Source organism: Sphingobium sp. V4 (assembly GCF_029590555.1).
Lineage (GTDB): Bacteria > Pseudomonadota > Alphaproteobacteria > Sphingomonadales > Sphingomonadaceae > Sphingobium.
On the sequence record NZ_CP081001.1, the window covers coordinates 430,688 to 447,069 of the forward strand.

At 65.0% G+C, this 16,382-nt stretch carries 21 protein-coding genes; 14 read left to right on the plus strand and 7 right to left on the minus strand.

Annotated elements, in window-relative coordinates; translation table 11 throughout:
• The first annotated feature begins 54 nt into the window (after positions 1-54).
• A complete protein-coding gene (locus K3M67_RS02220) occupies positions 55-396 on the plus strand; it encodes an antibiotic biosynthesis monooxygenase family protein (protein WP_285832138.1) in 342 nt (113 codons plus the stop codon).
• Between the two features lie 251 nt (positions 397-647).
• Positions 648-1,475 carry a hypothetical protein gene (locus K3M67_RS02225; protein ID WP_285832139.1) on the plus strand — a complete coding sequence of 276 codons (828 nt, stop codon included), beginning with the start codon at positions 648-650 and terminating at the stop codon, positions 1,473-1,475.
• A gap of 30 nt (positions 1,476-1,505) precedes the next feature.
• Here K3M67_RS02225 and K3M67_RS02230 read toward each other — a convergent pair whose 3' ends face one another.
• Both K3M67_RS02230 and K3M67_RS02235 read right to left on the minus strand, forming a co-directional pair.
• Positions 1,506-1,952, minus strand: a complete 447-nt coding sequence (locus tag K3M67_RS02230; protein ID WP_066860143.1) for an NfeD family protein — start codon at positions 1,950-1,952, stop codon at positions 1,506-1,508.
• 142 nt (positions 1,953-2,094) lie between these two features.
• A complete protein-coding gene (locus tag K3M67_RS02235) occupies positions 2,095-3,069 on the minus strand; it encodes an SPFH domain-containing protein (protein ID WP_066860140.1) in 975 nt (324 codons plus the stop codon).
• Positions 3,070-3,169: 100 nt separating this feature from the next.
• On the opposite strand from K3M67_RS02235, the gene K3M67_RS02240 reads away from it, so the two are divergent.
• Entirely contained in the window at positions 3,170-3,985 is an 816-nt protein-coding gene (locus K3M67_RS02240) for an HpcH/HpaI aldolase/citrate lyase family protein (protein ID WP_066860137.1), read from the plus strand.
• Positions 3,986-4,174: 189 nt separating this feature from the next.
• Here K3M67_RS02240 and K3M67_RS02245 read toward each other — a convergent pair whose 3' ends face one another.
• Positions 4,175-4,300 (minus strand): hypothetical protein, encoded by a 126-nt coding sequence (locus tag K3M67_RS02245; RefSeq protein ID WP_269747255.1) that lies wholly within the window; start codon positions 4,298-4,300, stop codon positions 4,175-4,177.
• A 78-nt stretch (positions 4,301-4,378) separates the two neighbouring features.
• Positions 4,379-5,110: a bifunctional 2-polyprenyl-6-hydroxyphenol methylase/3-demethylubiquinol 3-O-methyltransferase UbiG gene (gene ubiG / locus K3M67_RS02250; RefSeq protein WP_285832140.1), complete on the minus strand. Its 732-nt coding sequence runs from the start codon at positions 5,108-5,110 to the stop codon at positions 4,379-4,381.
• Between the two features lie 370 nt (positions 5,111-5,480).
• Between ubiG and K3M67_RS02255 the strand changes: the two genes are divergently transcribed.
• The 3 genes from K3M67_RS02255 to K3M67_RS02265 all read left to right on the plus strand — a co-directional run bounded on the left by K3M67_RS02255 (position 5,481) and on the right by K3M67_RS02265 (position 8,852).
• Positions 5,481-6,746: an aspartate kinase gene (locus tag K3M67_RS02255; protein WP_066860131.1), complete on the plus strand. Its 1,266-nt coding sequence runs from the start codon at positions 5,481-5,483 to the stop codon at positions 6,744-6,746.
• 121 nt (positions 6,747-6,867) lie between these two features.
• Positions 6,868-7,881, plus strand: a complete 1,014-nt coding sequence (locus K3M67_RS02260; RefSeq protein WP_285832141.1) for an NAD(P)H-dependent flavin oxidoreductase — start codon at positions 6,868-6,870, stop codon at positions 7,879-7,881.
• Between the two features lie 86 nt (positions 7,882-7,967).
• Positions 7,968-8,852: a hypothetical protein gene (locus K3M67_RS02265; protein WP_285832142.1), complete on the plus strand. Its 885-nt coding sequence runs from the start codon at positions 7,968-7,970 to the stop codon at positions 8,850-8,852.
• Between the two features lie 10 nt (positions 8,853-8,862).
• Here K3M67_RS02265 and K3M67_RS02270 read toward each other — a convergent pair whose 3' ends face one another.
• Positions 8,863-9,297: a winged helix-turn-helix transcriptional regulator gene (locus K3M67_RS02270; protein WP_285832143.1), complete on the minus strand. Its 435-nt coding sequence runs from the start codon at positions 9,295-9,297 to the stop codon at positions 8,863-8,865.
• A 98-nt stretch (positions 9,298-9,395) separates the two neighbouring features.
• Here K3M67_RS02270 and K3M67_RS02275 point away from each other — a divergent pair, with 98 nt between their 5' ends.
• Positions 9,396-10,136, plus strand: coding sequence for an SDR family oxidoreductase (locus K3M67_RS02275; RefSeq protein WP_285832144.1), 741 nt, complete (start codon positions 9,396-9,398; stop codon positions 10,134-10,136).
• 203 nt (positions 10,137-10,339) lie between these two features.
• On the plus strand, positions 10,340-10,660 hold the full coding sequence (locus tag K3M67_RS02280; protein ID WP_066860117.1) for a DMT family transporter: 321 nt from the start codon (positions 10,340-10,342) through the stop codon (positions 10,658-10,660).
• Here the strand turns inward: K3M67_RS02280 and K3M67_RS02285 are convergent.
• Positions 10,635-11,327 carry a winged helix-turn-helix transcriptional regulator gene (locus K3M67_RS02285; protein ID WP_066860114.1) on the minus strand — a complete coding sequence of 231 codons (693 nt, stop codon included), beginning with the start codon at positions 11,325-11,327 and terminating at the stop codon, positions 10,635-10,637. The two genes, K3M67_RS02280 and K3M67_RS02285, sit on opposite strands and share 26 nt — an antisense overlap.
• Before the next feature lie 121 nt (positions 11,328-11,448).
• Here K3M67_RS02285 and K3M67_RS02290 point away from each other — a divergent pair, with 121 nt between their 5' ends.
• From K3M67_RS02290 to K3M67_RS02310, 5 genes are read left to right on the plus strand one after another with little or no spacing between them, the layout of a single operon-like run.
• Positions 11,449-11,889 carry a VOC family protein gene (locus K3M67_RS02290; protein ID WP_066860112.1) on the plus strand — a complete coding sequence of 147 codons (441 nt, stop codon included), beginning with the start codon at positions 11,449-11,451 and terminating at the stop codon, positions 11,887-11,889.
• Positions 11,890-11,911: 22 nt separating this feature from the next.
• A complete protein-coding gene (locus tag K3M67_RS02295; RefSeq protein WP_066860110.1) occupies positions 11,912-12,274 on the plus strand; it encodes a DUF1428 domain-containing protein in 363 nt (120 codons plus the stop codon).
• A 22-nt stretch (positions 12,275-12,296) separates the two neighbouring features.
• Positions 12,297-13,103, plus strand: a complete 807-nt coding sequence (locus K3M67_RS02300) for a VOC family protein (RefSeq protein ID WP_285832145.1) — start codon at positions 12,297-12,299, stop codon at positions 13,101-13,103.
• The gene (locus K3M67_RS02305; RefSeq protein ID WP_285832146.1) at positions 13,103-13,594 is read left to right on the plus strand and encodes a VOC family protein; all 492 of its coding nucleotides are present in this window, start codon (positions 13,103-13,105) and stop codon (positions 13,592-13,594) included. Before K3M67_RS02300 ends, K3M67_RS02305 begins: the two co-directional genes overlap by 1 nt.
• Entirely contained in the window at positions 13,591-14,058 is a 468-nt protein-coding gene (locus K3M67_RS02310; RefSeq protein WP_285832147.1) for an SRPBCC domain-containing protein, read from the plus strand. Before K3M67_RS02305 ends, K3M67_RS02310 begins: the two co-directional genes overlap by 4 nt.
• Positions 14,059-14,152: 94 nt before the next feature.
• On the opposite strand, the gene K3M67_RS02315 is transcribed toward K3M67_RS02310, so the two are convergent.
• Positions 14,153-15,436 (minus strand): oligogalacturonate lyase family protein, encoded by a 1,284-nt coding sequence (locus tag K3M67_RS02315; protein WP_285832148.1) that lies wholly within the window; start codon positions 15,434-15,436, stop codon positions 14,153-14,155.
• A 375-nt stretch (positions 15,437-15,811) separates the two neighbouring features.
• Between K3M67_RS02315 and K3M67_RS02320 the strand changes: the two genes are divergently transcribed.
• Complete coding sequence (locus tag K3M67_RS02320; protein ID WP_285832149.1) at positions 15,812-16,333, plus strand: energy transducer TonB family protein; 522 nt, start codon at positions 15,812-15,814, stop codon at positions 16,331-16,333.
• The last annotated feature ends 49 nt before the right edge of the window (positions 16,334-16,382 follow it).

A 16,382-nucleotide genomic window follows, 5' to 3' on the forward strand; every position in this document is an offset into this window, starting at 1 on the left:
CTGGAACCGGCGCCCGATCCGGCTCATTCTCCATATCCTGAAAGGAGAGAGCCGATGTTCGTCGCGGTCTATTGGTGGCGGGTCCATGCCGGCAAGGAGGAGCAGTTCCGCGCGGCCTGGCGGCGCGGAACCGACCTCATCCGGGAAAAATATGGCAGCTACGGGTCCCGCCTCCATCGCGACGCCGACGGCCGCTTCGTCGGCTATGCCGAATGGCCCGACGAGCGGACCTGGCGCGCGGCGTTCGAGCAGAAGATGGTCTATGACGATCCGGCGACCCGCGCCGCCTTCGTCGACGCCATCGCCGAAGTGCCCGCCGATGCCGACCCGATCTTCACCATGACCGTTACCGACGACCTGCTGGTGCTGCGCGCGGCCGGCGAACGACAGGACTGATGTTGATGCCGGTCTGCGTCTGACGCCGCACCGAAAAACGGCAAGTGTCGACTGGACTGGTGCGACTAGTAGAAACGGGCGTTGCGCATCCTCAAGATTATCCATGCGGCCTATCCTTTTGCGCCCGGCCGACACGTTGTCGGTCCGTCACGACCATGGCAGACATGACGGCCTAACGCCCGCGCTGATGGCGGCTTTCCTTGCCTATGTGCGACCGAGCGACAGGTGGAAACAGAGACAGAGGCATGGCCATGCGCGGCACTATTCTCGTCATCGGTGGACTGATGTGGCTGGCCGGATGCGGCGGCGGCAGCGACAAGGACGCGAATGGCAGCGCCGCGGGCGACGCCCCGTCCGGTGAAGAGGCGGCGGGGGAGGCGGCGCCGCCGGCGGTCGAGAAGGCCGATCTCGACTGCGGCAAGTTCAAGCCCCAGACCGCGCCCGAAGGCCAGGCGGCGGACGACATAGTGGGGCTGCGGCAGGGGATGAGCGAGGAACAGGTGCGCGGCGTCCTGCTGTGCAAGAATCCCAGCTATGCGATCAATGTCAGCAAGAGCAGCACCTCGCTGCCCGATGGGGGGCAGATGTCGCGAATCAACCTTTATGCCGACACTGGCCTCGACAAGGTGAATGTCTGGCTGATCGGCCCCCCAGATGGGGAACGGCTGGTCCATGTCGACCGGACCAACGAATATCCAGCCGGCAAGGAACTGCCCGTGGCCAACATCGCGCAGGAGGTAAGCGCCAAATATGGCGCGTTCGACGACAGCAGCTATGGCAACCAGCGGTCGGGATGGATCATCCGGTCGCGCGACGGCCAGCGTATGGCAAACGGCAATATGAGCTATTCGGAATGTCGCAGCCACAATATCCGTACCGACAAGGTGCTGCCCTGCCTGCACGCCATTTCCTATGAGGTGATGCCCAACCAGCAGAATCCGGCGCTCGCGGCGCGTTTCAGCGTGGGGCTGACCAGCTTTGCGATGATGACCCAGATGGCGATGGCGACGCAGGCGCAGCAGGCCAAGGCGGTCGAGCGCGCGCAGGAAAGCGCCGACGAGAAGGATCTGGACCTGTAGGCGTTCGCGGCAGCCCGGCGGGAGACGGCGTCAGGCAGGCTCGACCCGCAGAACCGTGCCGTCCGCCCCGGTCACGCGCATCCGGGCGCCCACCGCCGCGTCGGGGCCGGTCGCAGTCCAGACACCGTCGCCGACCTTGACCCGGCCCTCGCCGCCGCTGATCGGCTCCACCACGGTCACGGTCTGGCCGACGAGGCGGGCGGTGCGATCATTGAGCAGGGGGTCGGCAGACGCGACCGGATGGTCGGCATACCAGCGCCGCCCGCCCCAGACCGCCGCAATGCTGAGGGCGGCGAACAGGAGCAGCTGGACGGGCAGGGCGATGGGCAGGGCGAGCGCGGCAAGGCCGGTCAGCGCTGCCGCGATCGCGATCCAGATCAGGAAGACGCCGGGAACCAGCACTTCCCCCACACCCAGCAGGGCGGCGAAGACCAGCCAGGCCCAATGATCGTGCAGCAGGCTCAGCCAGTCGGTCATGGCCGGGCACTCCCTGTTTTCGCGTTATTCCAGTTCGGGCGGCGATGTGTCGCCCCGACCCCGTGCCTGGCGGACGGGTCGGGAGACGGGTTCTCGCTGTCGCGGGAATGACGGCGACGGAAATCAGTCGGTCGCATCACGCTTATCCCTGCGCCTGTCCGAAGGGGCCGCGCCTCGGCGCGGGCGGCGGGGCGCTGGGTGTGGGCGCGTCGCCGCCCAGCGCGTCCTTCGCCAGCGCGCCGATGCCGCCCAGGGTGCCGATCAACTGTGTCGCCTCCACCGGGAAGAGGATGGTCTTGGCGTTGGGGGAGGTGGCGAACTGGCTCACCGCCTCGACATATTTCTGGGCGATGAAATAGTTGAGCGCCTGCGGGTTGCCGGCCGCTATGGCGTCGGACACCATCTGCGTCGCCTTGGCTTCTGCCTCCGCCTCGCGCTCGCGCGCCTCGGCATCGCGGAAGGCGGCTTCGCGGCGGCCCTCGGCCTCCAGTATCTGGCTTTGCTTCTGCCCCTCGGCCTTCAGGATTTCGGCGGCGCGCATCCCTTCGGCATCAAGGATATTGGCCCGTTTCTCGCGCTCCGCCTTCATCTGGCGGCCCATGGCGCTGACGATGTCGGCGGGCGGGCGGATGTCCTTCAGCTCGACGCGGGTGATCTTGATGCCCCAGCTGTTGGTGGCCTGATCCACTACCGACAGGAGGCGCGCGTTGATCTCGTCGCGCTTGGACAGGGTTTCGTCCAGGTCCATCGAGCCCATGACGGTGCGCAGGTTGGTGGTCGCCAGTTGCATGATGGCGACATAGAGTTCGGACACTTCGTAGGCCGCCTTGGCCGCGTCCAGCACCTGGAAGAAGACCACGCCATCGACCGATACCATGGCGTTGTCCTTGGTGATGATCTCCTGCCCCGGAATGTCGACGACCTGCTCCATCATGTTGATCTTGCGGCCCACCGCGTAGAAGAAGGCGGGGTAGAAATTGAGGCCGGGCCTGGCCACTTCGGTAAAGCGCCCGAAGCGTTCGATGGTATATTGATAGCCCTGCCGCACCACCTTCACGCTGACGGCGAGGTAGAAGAGGACGAGGCCGGTAAGCGTAAGCGCGAATGTCGTCAGCATGTCCAAATCTCTTCCCCCCGTTTCGCAGGCTTGGATTATGCGCCCTAATCGTTAACGGGGGAAGTCAAACCGCCAGGGTCCGATCCGAGGGAGAGTCTCCATGTTGCTTCGCCACGCCCGTTCGCTGCTGTTCCTGCCCGCGTCCAATCCCCGCGCGATCGCCAAGGCGCGGAGCCTGCCCTGCGACATGGTGATCCTGGACCTGGAGGATGCGGTGCCCGAAGACGCCAAGGAAGCGGCGCGGGCCGGGGCGATCGCGGCGCTGGGCGATGGCTTTGGCGGACGATTGAGCGCGGTGCGGATCAATGTGGAGGGCACGCCCTGGCATGGCGCCGAAATGGTGGCGGTGAAGGCGTCGGGCGCCGACTATGTCGTGCTGCCCAAGGTCGAGCATCCCAGGCAGGTGCGGGACGTGTTCAGCGTGTGCCAGAAGCCGGTGATCGCGATGATCGAGAGCGCCAGGGGCGTGCTGGCTGCGCCGGCGATCGCGGGGGAGGAGGGCTGCGCCGGCCTGTTCATGGGCAATAACGACCTTCGCAAGGATCTGTGCATTCCGCCCTCGGCCGGGCGGTCGGGCCTGTCTCACGCGCTGCAGGCGGTGGTGCTGGCGGCGCGGGCGACGGGGATCGCGGTGTTCGACGGCGTGTTCAACCGGCTGGAGGACGAGACGGGGCTCGAGGCGGAATGCGCGCAGGGGCATGAACTGGGCTTCGACGGCAAGACGCTGATCCACCCGAGCCAGGTGCCGGTGGCGAACCAGGTGTTCGGGCCGGACGCGCAGGCGGTGGCGGACGCCCGGCGCCTGATCGAGACGGCGACCGGCGGGGCGGAACGGTTCGAGGGCCGGATGATCGAGGCGATGCATGTCGAGGAGGCGCAAGCCCTGATCGCGCGGGCCGAGGCGGTGGGGCAGTAGGCGGGTTGGCCAAGCCGGGCGGGTCGGCTTTTCTCTTTGCGGTCAGGGGGAATGGCCGAGATGGCCCATGCCGCGTTGTTCGGCGCGGATGTCGTCGTCCTCGCTATACCAGAAGCCGATCGCGGCATGGCCCTTGAACGCGGCCATGGAGGCGAAATTCCTGGTCCGGTGGACGAAGTGGAGAAAGCCCTATTTGATGGCTTCGCTGGCCTGCGGCCGGGCGGCGTGGACCAGCGTGCGGAAATGGGTGAGGGTGGGGCGGGCGAAGTCGGCGTGGGTGGTGATATAAGCGTCGACTTTCGACTCTTCGGTCATCTCGCTCCCCCCTCATCCGACTTCGCCTGGCCGTTTCGCGGCACGGCTTCCTATCCGTCTCCCTAACCGGAGAAGATTTTACTTGTGCCTGGCCGTGAGCAGATAGTTGATCGCCTTGTTGCTCGACAGGGTGAAGCCGCTGCGCGGATCGAAGGCGAGGCCGCTGCTGTCGGTGACGTCCAGGCCCGCTTCTTCCAGCAGTGCGGTCAGTTCATCGGGCGTGAGGAATTTGTGCCAGTCATGCGTGCCCTTGGGGATGCCGCCGACGCTTTCGCCGATGGTGATCATGGCGAGGCGGGAGAGGGGCGTGCGGTTGGGGGTCGAGAGGATCATGAGGCCGTCGGGCGCCAGTTTTCCGGCGAGCGCGCGCACGAAGGCGGCGGGATCGGCCACATGCTCGATCACCTCCATCGAGGTGACGAGATCGAAGCCGCTGTCGGTCATTTCCTCCACCGGGGTGGTGCGATAGTCGATGGCGAGGTGCTGGCCCTGTGCATGGGCGGCGGCGGCGGCGATATTTTCCGGGGCGGCGTCGAGGCCGGTGACGGTCGCGCCGAGGCGCGCCAGCGGTTCGGCGAGCAGGCCCGCGCCGCAGCCGACATCGAGCGCGCGCCTGCCGGCGAGGGGCCGGAACGCCTGCTCATGGCCGGGCCAGTGGCGGTCGATCGCCGCGCGGATATAGCGCAGGCGCACCGGGTTCAGCTTGTGCAGCATCGCGCTGGAGCCGGCGGGGTCCCACCAGTCGGCGGCCATGGCGCCGAAATGGGCGGCTTCCTTCGGGTCGATCGTTGCGGTGGTCTGGGTCATCATGCACCTTGGCTTCTGGCGACAATGGCGGTTAGCCATCTGGCTGACATTTCGGGATCGCGACCATCTTTCTATCGTTCGGATCGAGCCTGTCGAAGCCCAATAGTCTCTTCAGGAAAGGGACGGCCCTTCGACAAGCTCAGGGCGAACGGCGGAAAGGGGATATCGATTTCTCCGCTTTTTAGCAGGCCAGCGACGGTAGGCAAATGCGCCTATCCCGTTGAACGTAAATAAGGCGGGTGGGCGAGCGGCGACGATGCGGCGAGCCGCGCCGCAGGATTGCTTGCCATATCCGTCGCGGCTGCTAATAGGAGCGCCGTTTTGCCCCTTTGGGACATATTCTTTCACAACAGCAAGCAGGTTCGACAAGCAAATGGCGCGCATCGTGATGAAATTCGGCGGCACCTCCATGGCGGGGATGGAGCGAATTCGCAACGTGGCGGCGCGCGTCAAGCATGTCGTCGACCAGGGGCATGAAGTGGCGGTCGTCGTGTCGGCCATGGCAGGCGAAACCGATCGTCTGGTAGGCTTCTGCAAGGAAGCCTCGCCGCTTTACGACCCGGCGGAATATGATGTCGTCGTCGCGTCGGGCGAGCAGGTGACGAGCGGCCTGCTGGCCATGACGCTGAAGTCGATGGGCGTGGACGCCCGCAGCTGGCTGGGCTGGCAGATGCCTATCCGCACGACCGAAGCCCATGCCAAGGCGCGGGTCGAGAAGATCGACACCGAGGCGCTGCTGGCGGAGATGGCATCGGGCCAGGTCGCGGTGATCCCCGGTTTCCAGGGCATGATGGCCGATGGCCGCGTGTCGACGCTGGGCCGGGGCGGGTCGGACACGTCGGCAGTCGCGGTGGCGGCGGCGGTCAAGGCCGATCGTTGCGACATCTATACCGACGTGGACGGCGTCTACACCACCGACCCGCGCATCGTGGCGCGCGCCCGCAAGCTGGACCTCGTCACCTATGAGGAGATGCTGGAACTGGCCTCGGTCGGCGCCAAGGTGCTCCAGACCCGCTCGGTCGGCCTCGCCATGAAGGAAGGCGTGGTCGTGCAGGTGCTCTCTTCCTTCGATGATCCCACCCAGGACGACCTCCCCGGCACGCTGATCGTGAGCGACGAGGAACTGGAAGCCAAGCTCAAGGAAAGCAAGATGGAACGTCAGCTCATCACCGGCATCGCCCATGACAAGAATGAGGCGAAGATCATCGTCACCCGCGTGCCCGACAAGCCGGGCGCGGTCGCCAGCATCTTCGGCCCGCTGGCCGATGCGGCGATCAACGTCGACATGATCATCCAGAATGACTCCAAGGACAATGAGGAGACGGACGTCACCTTCACCGTCCCGCGCGCCGACCTGGCCCGCAGCGTCGACCTGCTGGAAGCGAACAAGGAAGAGATCGGCTTCCGCCGCATCATCACCGACACCGAAGTCGCCAAGATCAGCGTCGTGGGCGTCGGGATGCGCAGCCATGCCGGCGTCGCCGCCACCATGTTCAAGACGCTCGCCGACCGCGGCATCAATATCGAGGCGATCTCCACCAGCGAGATCAAGGTCAGCGTGCTGATCGACGAGGACGAGACGGAACTGGCGGTGCGTGTGTTGCACACCGCCTATGGCCTCGACGCCCCGGCGGCTTGATTTTTTGCCTCTCCCCGGTCAGGGGGGGAGAAGAGAAAGGGTGAGGGGGCTGTTTCGGCATGTTCCCACCCCAACCCCTCCCCGACGGGGAGGGGCTTTTTGTATCTTGAAGGCTAGACATATGACCACCGCCAAACTCGCTTCCCTGATGGCCCGCGGCACCGAATTTCTCGGTTGCGAGACCGCGATCCTGTGCGGGGCGATGAGCTGGGTATCCGAGCGGCATCTGGTGTCGGCCATTTCCAATGCTGGCGGTTTCGGCGTTATCGCCTGTGGCGCGATGACGCCCGAACTGCTGGACAAGGAGATTGCCGCGACCAGGTCCATGACGGACAAGCCGTTCGGCGTGAACCTCATCACCATGCATCCGCAGCTGTTCGACCTGATCGAGGTTTGCGCGAAGCATGAGGTGAGCCATGTCGTGCTGGCCGGCGGACTGCCGCCCAAGGGCAGCATCGAGGCGATCAAGCAAAAGGGCGCGAAGCTGATCTGCTTCGCGCCGGCGCTGGCGCTGGCGAAGAAGCTGGTGCGGTCCGGGGTCGATGCGCTGGTGGTGGAAGGTATGGAGGCGGGCGGCCATATCGGCCCGGTGGCGACCAGCGTGCTGGCGCAGGAAATCCTGCCCGAGATGGCGGAGCAGGTTCCCGTCTTTGTTGCCGGCGGCATCGGCCGGGGCGAGGCGATCGCCGCCTATCTGGAAATGGGCGCGGCGGGCGTGCAGCTGGGCACCCGCTTCGCCTGCGCGAGCGAGAGCATCGCCCATCCCAATTTCAAGAAGGCCTTTTTCCGCGCGTCGGCGCGCGATGCGATCGCCAGCGTGCAGATCGACCCGCGCCTGCCGGTCATCCCGGTGCGGGCGCTCAAGAATGCGGGGACCGAAGCCTTCACCGCCAAGCAGCGCGAGGTCGCCAATCTGCTCGACAGTGGCGCGGTGGACATGGGCCAGGCGCAGCTGGAGATCGAGCATTATTGGGCCGGCGCGCTGCGCCGCGCGGTAATCGACGGCGATGTCGAGGGCGGATCGCTGATGGCGGGCCAGTCGGTCGGCATGGTCACGAAGGAAGAACCCGTCGCCGCGATCATCGCCCAGTTGATGGACGAAGCTGGCCAGGCGCTGGAACGGCGAGCCGCCTGAGGGGTTGCGGTGAACGGAGCATAAGGCATATTCCCCCTGCGCCTTTTGCCCGGCATGAACGGGCATCATGCCCCTCGGAGAATTTGATGTCCGTAACGCGCCGTTTTCTTGGGCGAATTTCCCTTGTGTCGCTGGTTGTGCTGGCGGCTTGCTCGACCCCCAAGCCGCCACCGCCGCCGCCCGCGCCGCCACCGCCGGTCGTCCCGACTATCCGTCCCACGCCGCCCAACAATGCGGCGGAAGGGATGAGCCTGCCGACGAAGGACGAAGAGGGCGCCTATCTGACGCCCAACCGGAAGGTGACGTCCAATACCGCGCTGTGGCACGTCCGCATGGCGCTAAACGTCGCGGCGCTGAACTGCGAACGCTATGGCAGCACCGCGCGCCTCCAGTATAACCAGATATTGACCGTGCATAAGGCGGTGTTGACCGATGCGAACGCAGCCGTCGACCGCAACTACAAGGTCGCCTATGGCCGGGCGGGCGTGGGTTCGCGCGAGCAGCTCAATACCATCGTCTATAATTTCTTCGCCCTGCCGCCAGTCATCAAGAGCTTCTGCCCGGTGGCGACGGCCGTTGGCACGAAGATCCTGGCGATGCCGTCCGGCGCCTTGCTGGCCTATGCGCCCGAGGCGCTGAAGGAGCTGGAAAAGCCCTATCAGGAATTTTACGCCGCCTATGCGGACTATCTGCGCCGGCTGGCCGAATGGCAGTCGCGCTTCGGCGGGACGGTGACGGTGGTGGTGTCGCCCACTCCGCTGCCGCCGCCGCCCGTGCCGCCGGGCGAGGCGCCGCCGCCAGGCGGCTGGTCGCCCAGCTACACGACCGCGTTGGAAAAGGCGCCGCCGCCGCCGGCCGATGCGCCGGCCACGCCCGCCCCATCGCTGTCCGGTCCGCCGCCAGTGGTGCCGACCCTGCCGGGCGCCGCGCCGAGGCTGATGGTGCAGCCGCTGCCGACGCCGTCGGAGTAGGCGCGGGGGATCAGTCGCGCGCGTCGAAGGCGGCGCGTGCGGCTTCCACCGTCTCCCGATGGCGCTCGGCCCAGACCCAGACGCCGCAGAAGGCGGCGCTGAGGCTGTTGCCGAGCGGGGTCAGGGCATAGTCGACGCGCGGCGGAACGACCGGATGGACGGTGCGGGTCAGCAGCCCGTCGCGTTCCATGTGCCGCAGCGTCTGCGTCAGCATCTTCTGGCTGATGCCTTCGACCTGCCGGCCGATCTCGGTGAAGCGGAGCGTGCCCTTCTCCTCCAGCAATTCCAGCACCAGCAGGGTCCATTTGTCGGCGATGCGGCCGATCAGCTCGTTGACGAGTCGCTCGACGCGCGGGTCGATGTCGGTGGGGGATTCCGTCGCCAGATGTCGTTCAGCCTGCGCGATGTCGTCGGCACGGAATCGATTTTCGAGCAGATTTGTCATTTCTTACCCTCAGGTGAGTACGGCACTTTATGGTGCTTACTTTCCAAAAGAGAGCATAAGTTTAGGGTGTCGTCAAAGCCAACCGAAGGAGTTGACCCATGCAATCCACAGGCAAGACCATTCTCATCACCGGCGGCGGTTCGGGCATCGGCGCGGCGCTGGCGCATGAATTTCATGCCGCGGGCAATCAGGTGATCATCGCCGGGCGGCGGCGAGGAGCGCTGGACGCGGTCGTGGCGGCGCACCCCGGCATGGCAGCAATGGTGCTGGACATGGCCGATCCGGCGGCGATCACGGCGTTCGCGAGCCAATTGGTCGCCGACTTCCCTGCCCTCGACGCGGTGCTGCTCAACGCCGGCATCATGGTGGCCGAGGAGAAGATCGACCTCGACATCGCGGAGGCGACGATCGCGACCAATTTGCTGGGACCGATCCGCCTCGCCCATGCGCTGCTGCCACATCTGGAGGCGCGGCCGGCTGCGACCATCCTGACCGTGTCGTCAGGACTCGCCTTCGTGCCCCTGGCGGCGACGCCGACCTACAGCGCCACGAAGGCGGCGATCCACAGCTGGTCCCTTTCGATGCGCGAGCAATTGAAGGACACGAGCGTGGAGGTCGTCGAGATCGTTCCGCCCGGCGTGCAGACAGATCTGATGCCGGGCCATGCCGAAAACGACCAGATGATGCCACTGGCGGAATTCATGGCCGAGACGATGGCGCTGCTGCGGCAGGAGCCGACGCCCGCGGAAATCCATGTCGAGCGGGTGAGATTCCTCAGCGAGGCGACGAAGCGGGGCGAGTTCGCGCAGGTGTTCGGGATTCTGAACGGGGCGCATTGAGAGACGCGCCGCCTTCTCAGTTCCGTTCGTCCTGAGCTTGTCGAAGGGCCATCCTTGTTTTAAGAACAGGCAGGGCTTCGACAGCTTTCCCAACTAGGCGATGGGCCGAACGGGCATGGAATTCGGCAAGCGAGGCCACGTCCTCCCCCAGTCATGGGTATAAGTCCGGGACGGCCCGGCTCTCTTGTGGAAGGAGAGCCGTCATGGCCTGGATCGCGTTGTTTTTTGCCGGTCTGCTGGAAATCGTATGGGCCTTTGCGATGAAGCAGTCGCAGGGGTTCACGCGGCTGGCGCCCAGCCTGATTACCCTGGGTGCGATGATCGCGAGTTTCGGTCTGCTGTCGCTGGCGATGCGCAGCCTGCCGCTGGGGACGGCCTATATGATCTGGACTGGGATCGGCGCGCTGGGCGCTTTCGCGGTCGGTGTCGTTTTCCTGGGCGAGGCGATCAGCCCCGCGCGGCTGGTCGCGGCGGGGCTGATCCTGTCGGGGCTGGTGCTCATGAAGCTGACGGCGGCCCATTGAGCATGTCGGGCGCCTTGGGGGGCAGCGGGAAGAGGGTGGCGAAACGTTCCGCCAGCCCCCTGTCGCCTTCGACCGTCAGCGCCTCCGCCACATCCTGATAGCGCGCGCCACCATAGAGAACCGCGGCCAGCGCATTCTGGTCGCCGCTGACGATCGCGTCTGCGCCGGCCGCGGCGCCCCGGTCGATCAGGAAATCGCCATCCTTGAGTGTCGCGCGAAATTCCTCCTCCCCAAAACGAAAGCCCAAGCTGGCGTCCATGTCACCGATCCGGCCGCGGTCGATCATCGTACGCATCGACAGGATCACCGAAACCTGGCTCATCGGCTTGCCGGGCTCCATGGTGGGCGAGCGGCAGGCCCATCGGCCCAGCACCTGAAACAGGATCTCCGACTCGCGGCCCCAGTCGGTCAGTTCGTAGATCTGGCTGGCGGCGGGCGGGGGCAGGCGACGGCGGATGAGGATGCTGGCGGCTTCCAGATCCTCCAGTCTTTGCGTCAGCACATTGGCGCTGATTCCGGGCAGGCCGGCGCGCAGGTCGGTGAAACGCTTGGGGCCGAGCATCAGTTCGCGCATGATCGGCATAGCCCAGCGATCGCCGATAATGTCCAGCGCATGGGCGACGGCGCATCCGTCCTGATAGGCACGTTTTCTGGGTGGCGGACTCATTGGTTATCTTTTCTAACGTAGATGTTGCATAAAATAATCAATAGGCGCAGAAAGTTCAAGCCGTGAGTCGCGTGGCCCGAGGAAGGCGCCTGCGACCGATAATATTCCGAGGAGAAGTGCGATGGCGACCGAACCCGCTCCGAAGATGATTTTCGTCAATCTGCCGGTCGGTGATCTGGGCGCCTCCATCGCCTTCTATGCGGCGGTTGGCGCGGCGCCAAACCAGGATTTCGCCGACGAGAGCACGCAGATGATGAGCTTTTCCGAGAGCATCCACGTGATGCTGCTGACGCGGGAGCGCTTCCAGGGCTTCACGCCGCGCAAGATTCCCGACGCGCATGAAACCGCACAGGTGCTGCTCGCATTGAGCGAGACGAGCCGCGAGGCGGTGGATGCGACCGTGGAAAGCGCGCTTGCGGCTGGCGGCACCGAACCGAACCCACGGCAGGATCATGGCTTCATGTACGGCCGTAGTTTCGCGGACCTGGACGGCCATATCTGGGAAGTGGCGTGGATGGACATGGCGGCGGCGCTGGCCTCGGGACGGTCCGCCGAAATGTGAAACAAGAATGAGGAGAGAGACGATGGCCTATATGGACGGTTTCGTGATTCCGGTGCCCAAGGGTAACAAGGAACGCTATCGGGAGGTGGCGGCCTACGCCGCGCCGATCTTCATCGAGCATGGCGCGACGCGCGTGGTGGAATGCTGGGCCGACGACATCAAGCCCGGCAAGGTCAATGATTTCCGCACCGCCGTGATTGCCGAGGCGGATGAGGAAGTTGTCTTTTCTTGGGTCGAATGGCCCGACAAGGCGACCCGCGACGCGGGCGCGGAAAAGGTCATGAACGATCCCCGGATGCAGCCCAAGGAGGGCGAAGACATGCCCTTTTCCGGCGCGCGGCTCATCTATGGCGGCTTCGAGGTGCTGCTCGACGCGAAAGCCTGACACCTGTTGCAGGAGAAAGACGATGACCGACTTTTCCGGCAAATTCTTCTGGTATGAGTTGATGACCAGCGACCCGCAGGCCGCGCTGGCCTTTTATGGCGATGTGCTGGGCTGGACCAGCGCGCCCTTCGGCGGCGATCTGGCCGAACCCTATCATGTCGTTTCCGGCAGCGCCGGGCAACTGGGCGGGGTGATGGCGATTCCGGCCGAAGCGAAGGACTGCGGCATGACGCCCTGGTGGGGTGGCTATGTCGGGTCTGCCGACGTGGATGGCGACGTCGCGCGGCTGAGCGCGGCGGGGGGCAGCGTGAAGAGGCCGCCTGAGGACATATCGGGCGTCGGGCGCTTCGCGGTGATGAGCGATCCCGGCGGAGCGGTGTTCATGCTGCTCAAGGGCGCCAGCCCGGATGGCATGGATGCGCCGCCGCCGATGGCGTCCGGCCATGTCGGCTGGCATGAACTCTACAGCGGCGATTTCGATGCGGACATGACCTTCTACACCGGCCAGTTCGGCTGGACGAGGGGCGAAGCCATGGATATGGGCGAAATGGGCAGCTATCAGCTCATTTCCCAGACCGGCGGCAGCGATTTCCAGAGCATGACCGGCGGCGTCATGCCCGTGCCGCCGATGATGCCCGTGCCGCTCTGGCTCTTCTATTTCGTCGTGAACGACATCGATGCGGCGGTCGAGCGGGTAACGGCGGGCGGCGGCCAGGTTCTGAACGGCCCTATGGAAGTGCCCGGCGGTGCGTGGATCATCCAGGCGACCGACCCGCAAGGCGCGATGTTCGCGCTGGTCGGGATGCGTCAGGATCAGGGAGAGGCGTGATGGACAGGATTTCTCCTTGTCTGTGGTTCGACGGCCAGGCCGAGGAGGCGGCGCGTTTCTATGTGTCCGTCTTCGGCGGGTCGGTGGACCATGTCAGCCATTATCCCGAACACAATCCCTCTCCATCGCCGTTGCCGGGCGGCAGCGTGCTGCTGGTCGAGTTCACCCTGTTCGGGCAAAGCTATCAGGCGCTGAACGGCGGGCCTCAATTCAGCTTCGACGAAGCGATATCGCTGTCGGTGGCGTGCGAGGATCAGGCGGAGCTGGACCGCTATTTCGATGCCCTGACCGCCGATGGCGGCAAGGACGGCCCGTGCGGCTGGGTGACGGACAAATATGGACTGTGCTGGCAGTTGGTGACGCGGCAGATCATGGCCAATTACCGGACGGACGACAAGGCAGGCATTGCGCGGATGATGCAGGTGATGATGACGATGCGGAAGCTGGACACCGCCGCGATGCAGGCCGCATTCGAGGGGAGGGCCGCATGAGCAGCACAGAGCATGAACTATCCGTCACCTGCCATGTCGCCGCCCCGCGCGCGATCTGCTGGAAGGTGTGGACGGACCTGAAGGACGAATGGTTCTGTCCCAAGCCGTGGCGCGCCGAGGTGATCGAGGAGGATCTGCGCCCCGGCGGGCGCAGCGCGGTGCAGATGTTCGGCCCGGATGGCGAGGAGACCGGGCCGATGGAGGGCGTCTTCCTGGAGGTCTTGCCGGGCGAAAGGGTCGTCACGACGGACGCCTATGCGGCGGGCTGGGTGCCCCAGACCCCGTTCATGACCGCGATCTGGAGCTTTGCCGACGAAGGGGAAGGAACGCGCTTCACCGCCACCGCACGCCACTGGGACGCGGAGGCCAGGGCGCGGCATGAGAAGATGGGATTCCATCCCGGCTGGGACCAGATGATGGCGCAGTTCAAGGCGCTCAGCGAGACGTCGGCGGCGAGCGCCTAGCTGGACCAGTTCCGTTCGTTTCGGGCGTAGTCGAGCAACGGCCGGCGTGGCTAATCGCTTCTCGACTGCGCTCGCTGCGGCCGGAAGCCGGCTGTCACCGCGCCTTCGCCACCTCCACCGCGTAGATGGCGGGTTTGCCCTCGATATTGCTGCGATAGACCAGCCATTTGCCGTCGGGCGTGAAATGCTGGTTGGGTTCTAGCGTGTAATCATGCCTCGACAGGTCGGCGAGGCGTTCGGTTTCCAGAGTGCCGGTTGCGATCAGTCGATCCGCCTCGAGCGTGGTGCGGGCGCGGGGGCTGTCATCGGGACGGGGATGGAAGAGGCTGATATATTTGCCATCATTGCCGCCGTCGCCGGAAAAGCTGCGGCCATCGGGCGCGGAGCTGAAATGATAGCTCCCCTGATCCGGGCGGAGCGCATACCAGCGGCGTGCGCCGCTGACCACATCATGGCCGGCGAGCCAGCGCACCCCTTGCGGCTGGATCAGGTCGTACCAGATGGTGCGGCCGTTGGGCGCCCAATATTCGTGTCCGGCAATCTCGCCCTGGAAGCTGCGCTGGTGGACCCTGGTCTTCTGGCTACCGTCTGTGCGGATGGTCCAGATGCGGTCGACCTGTTGCCACGGTCCTTCATGGCAATACATGAGCAGCGAGGGGTCGGTCGGCGAGAACTGGACATGGTTGAGCCAGTCCTTCGATCGGGTGACGCTGCGCCGCACGCCGGTGCGGATGTCGATGGTGAAGATTTCCATCGGCACGCCCGCTGCGAGGCGGGCGTCCATCCATCGCGCCTTGGCTTCAGCGAAGGAGAGGGGGCGGCCGTCCGTCCCGGTGCCGCTATAGCCGGGCGATCCGGTCCTGGGATCGCGCTTGCCCTGCGCGGCGATGGCGGGCGGGGGTGGTGCCAGTTCATAATGGCCGGCGAGCAGGTTGTCGTCCGCATTGATCGCCTCGATCCGGCCACCGGGCAGATCGGCGATGCGACGGCGCTTGCCGGTGTCGAGATCGACCGACCAGACCACCGACGGGCCTTCATTGTCGGTGCCACCGGTCGGGTTGGTGGTATAATAGGCGACCGGCGCGCGGTTGCCGACGAAGAGCAGGCGGTCGACCTTCTCCCGGAGGAGCAGCCGGGTGGTCCAGTCGCTGGTGTCCGCGACGCGGATGCCCTCCGGCGTCAGATAGACCATGCGCTTCCCGTCGGGGGTGAAGGGATTATAGTTGAAATAGAGGGCGTAATTGCCGGGGCGGTCATCGATCCGGACGATGCGGTGGCCGGTTGTGGCATCGATCCAGCGCGGCGGCGCAGCATCGGGCGATTGCGCCGCCGCCAGCATCGGGAAGATCGCCGCCAGCCAGATGCCCTTGCCCCTCAATGTCCATCCCTTCCACTTTGTAGATCGCCATTCCATATATGGGGTCGATGTCATTTACCAGCTGCCTCTCCGCCTTTGCTCCGGTTGCGCGATCGGACGATGAGGAGGGTGAGTCGGCGCATATTCATTGCGATGAAGAAACGGAAACAGTGTATTACAACTGTAAAACATTAAAATAATATTTTATAAATTATGCGTTTCAAGAATTTAAGATTATGCGAAATATTATACCTTTGTCATATTCGCTCAGTTTTGGTAGCCCAACCTCACATGGAGTGGCACCCATGCCATCGACCGCAAGCGGGCCGACTAGACGCCATTCATCGCGCCAGCCCTCACGCAACCGGCCGATCATCCTCAGGCAGGAGATCGATCATGAAACCGTTAACGCTTATGCTGATGTCACCCATATTGGCGATGGCGCCGATCCATGGGGTGGCAGGAGCCGATCCACATAGCGACATCAACGTCACCGCCCAGCAGCAGACGCTGGAAAAATGGACGCAGCGTACCGGGCATATGCTGTCCCGGAACCTGACCTATCCCGATATCGCGAGCGGTCCGCAGGAAGGGGTCGTCGCGGTGAAATTCGTGTGCAGCGACAAGGGGACGCCGGCGGGCGTCACGCTGCTCCGATCATCCGGGTCGCGCCAGCTCGACAATGCCGCGTTGAAGGGCGTCGCCAGGATCAGTTCGCTGCATCCCCTGCCGGCCGGCCTGGGCCCGAGCCAGAAATATGTCGCAACCGTCCTCTTCGCGAAGGATCAGGGCAGCTATTTCCGGCAGATCCGCAAGCTGGAGACGGCGGCGCAGGACAATAACCGGCTGTTCAACGGTCGCAACCAGACGCTGGCCCTCGGGATCGGGCTGCTTACCGAGGAGGAAGCCCTGAATTGACGATGGTGCATTCCCCTGGACATGGAAGGGGCGCCCGGTTGCCCGGACG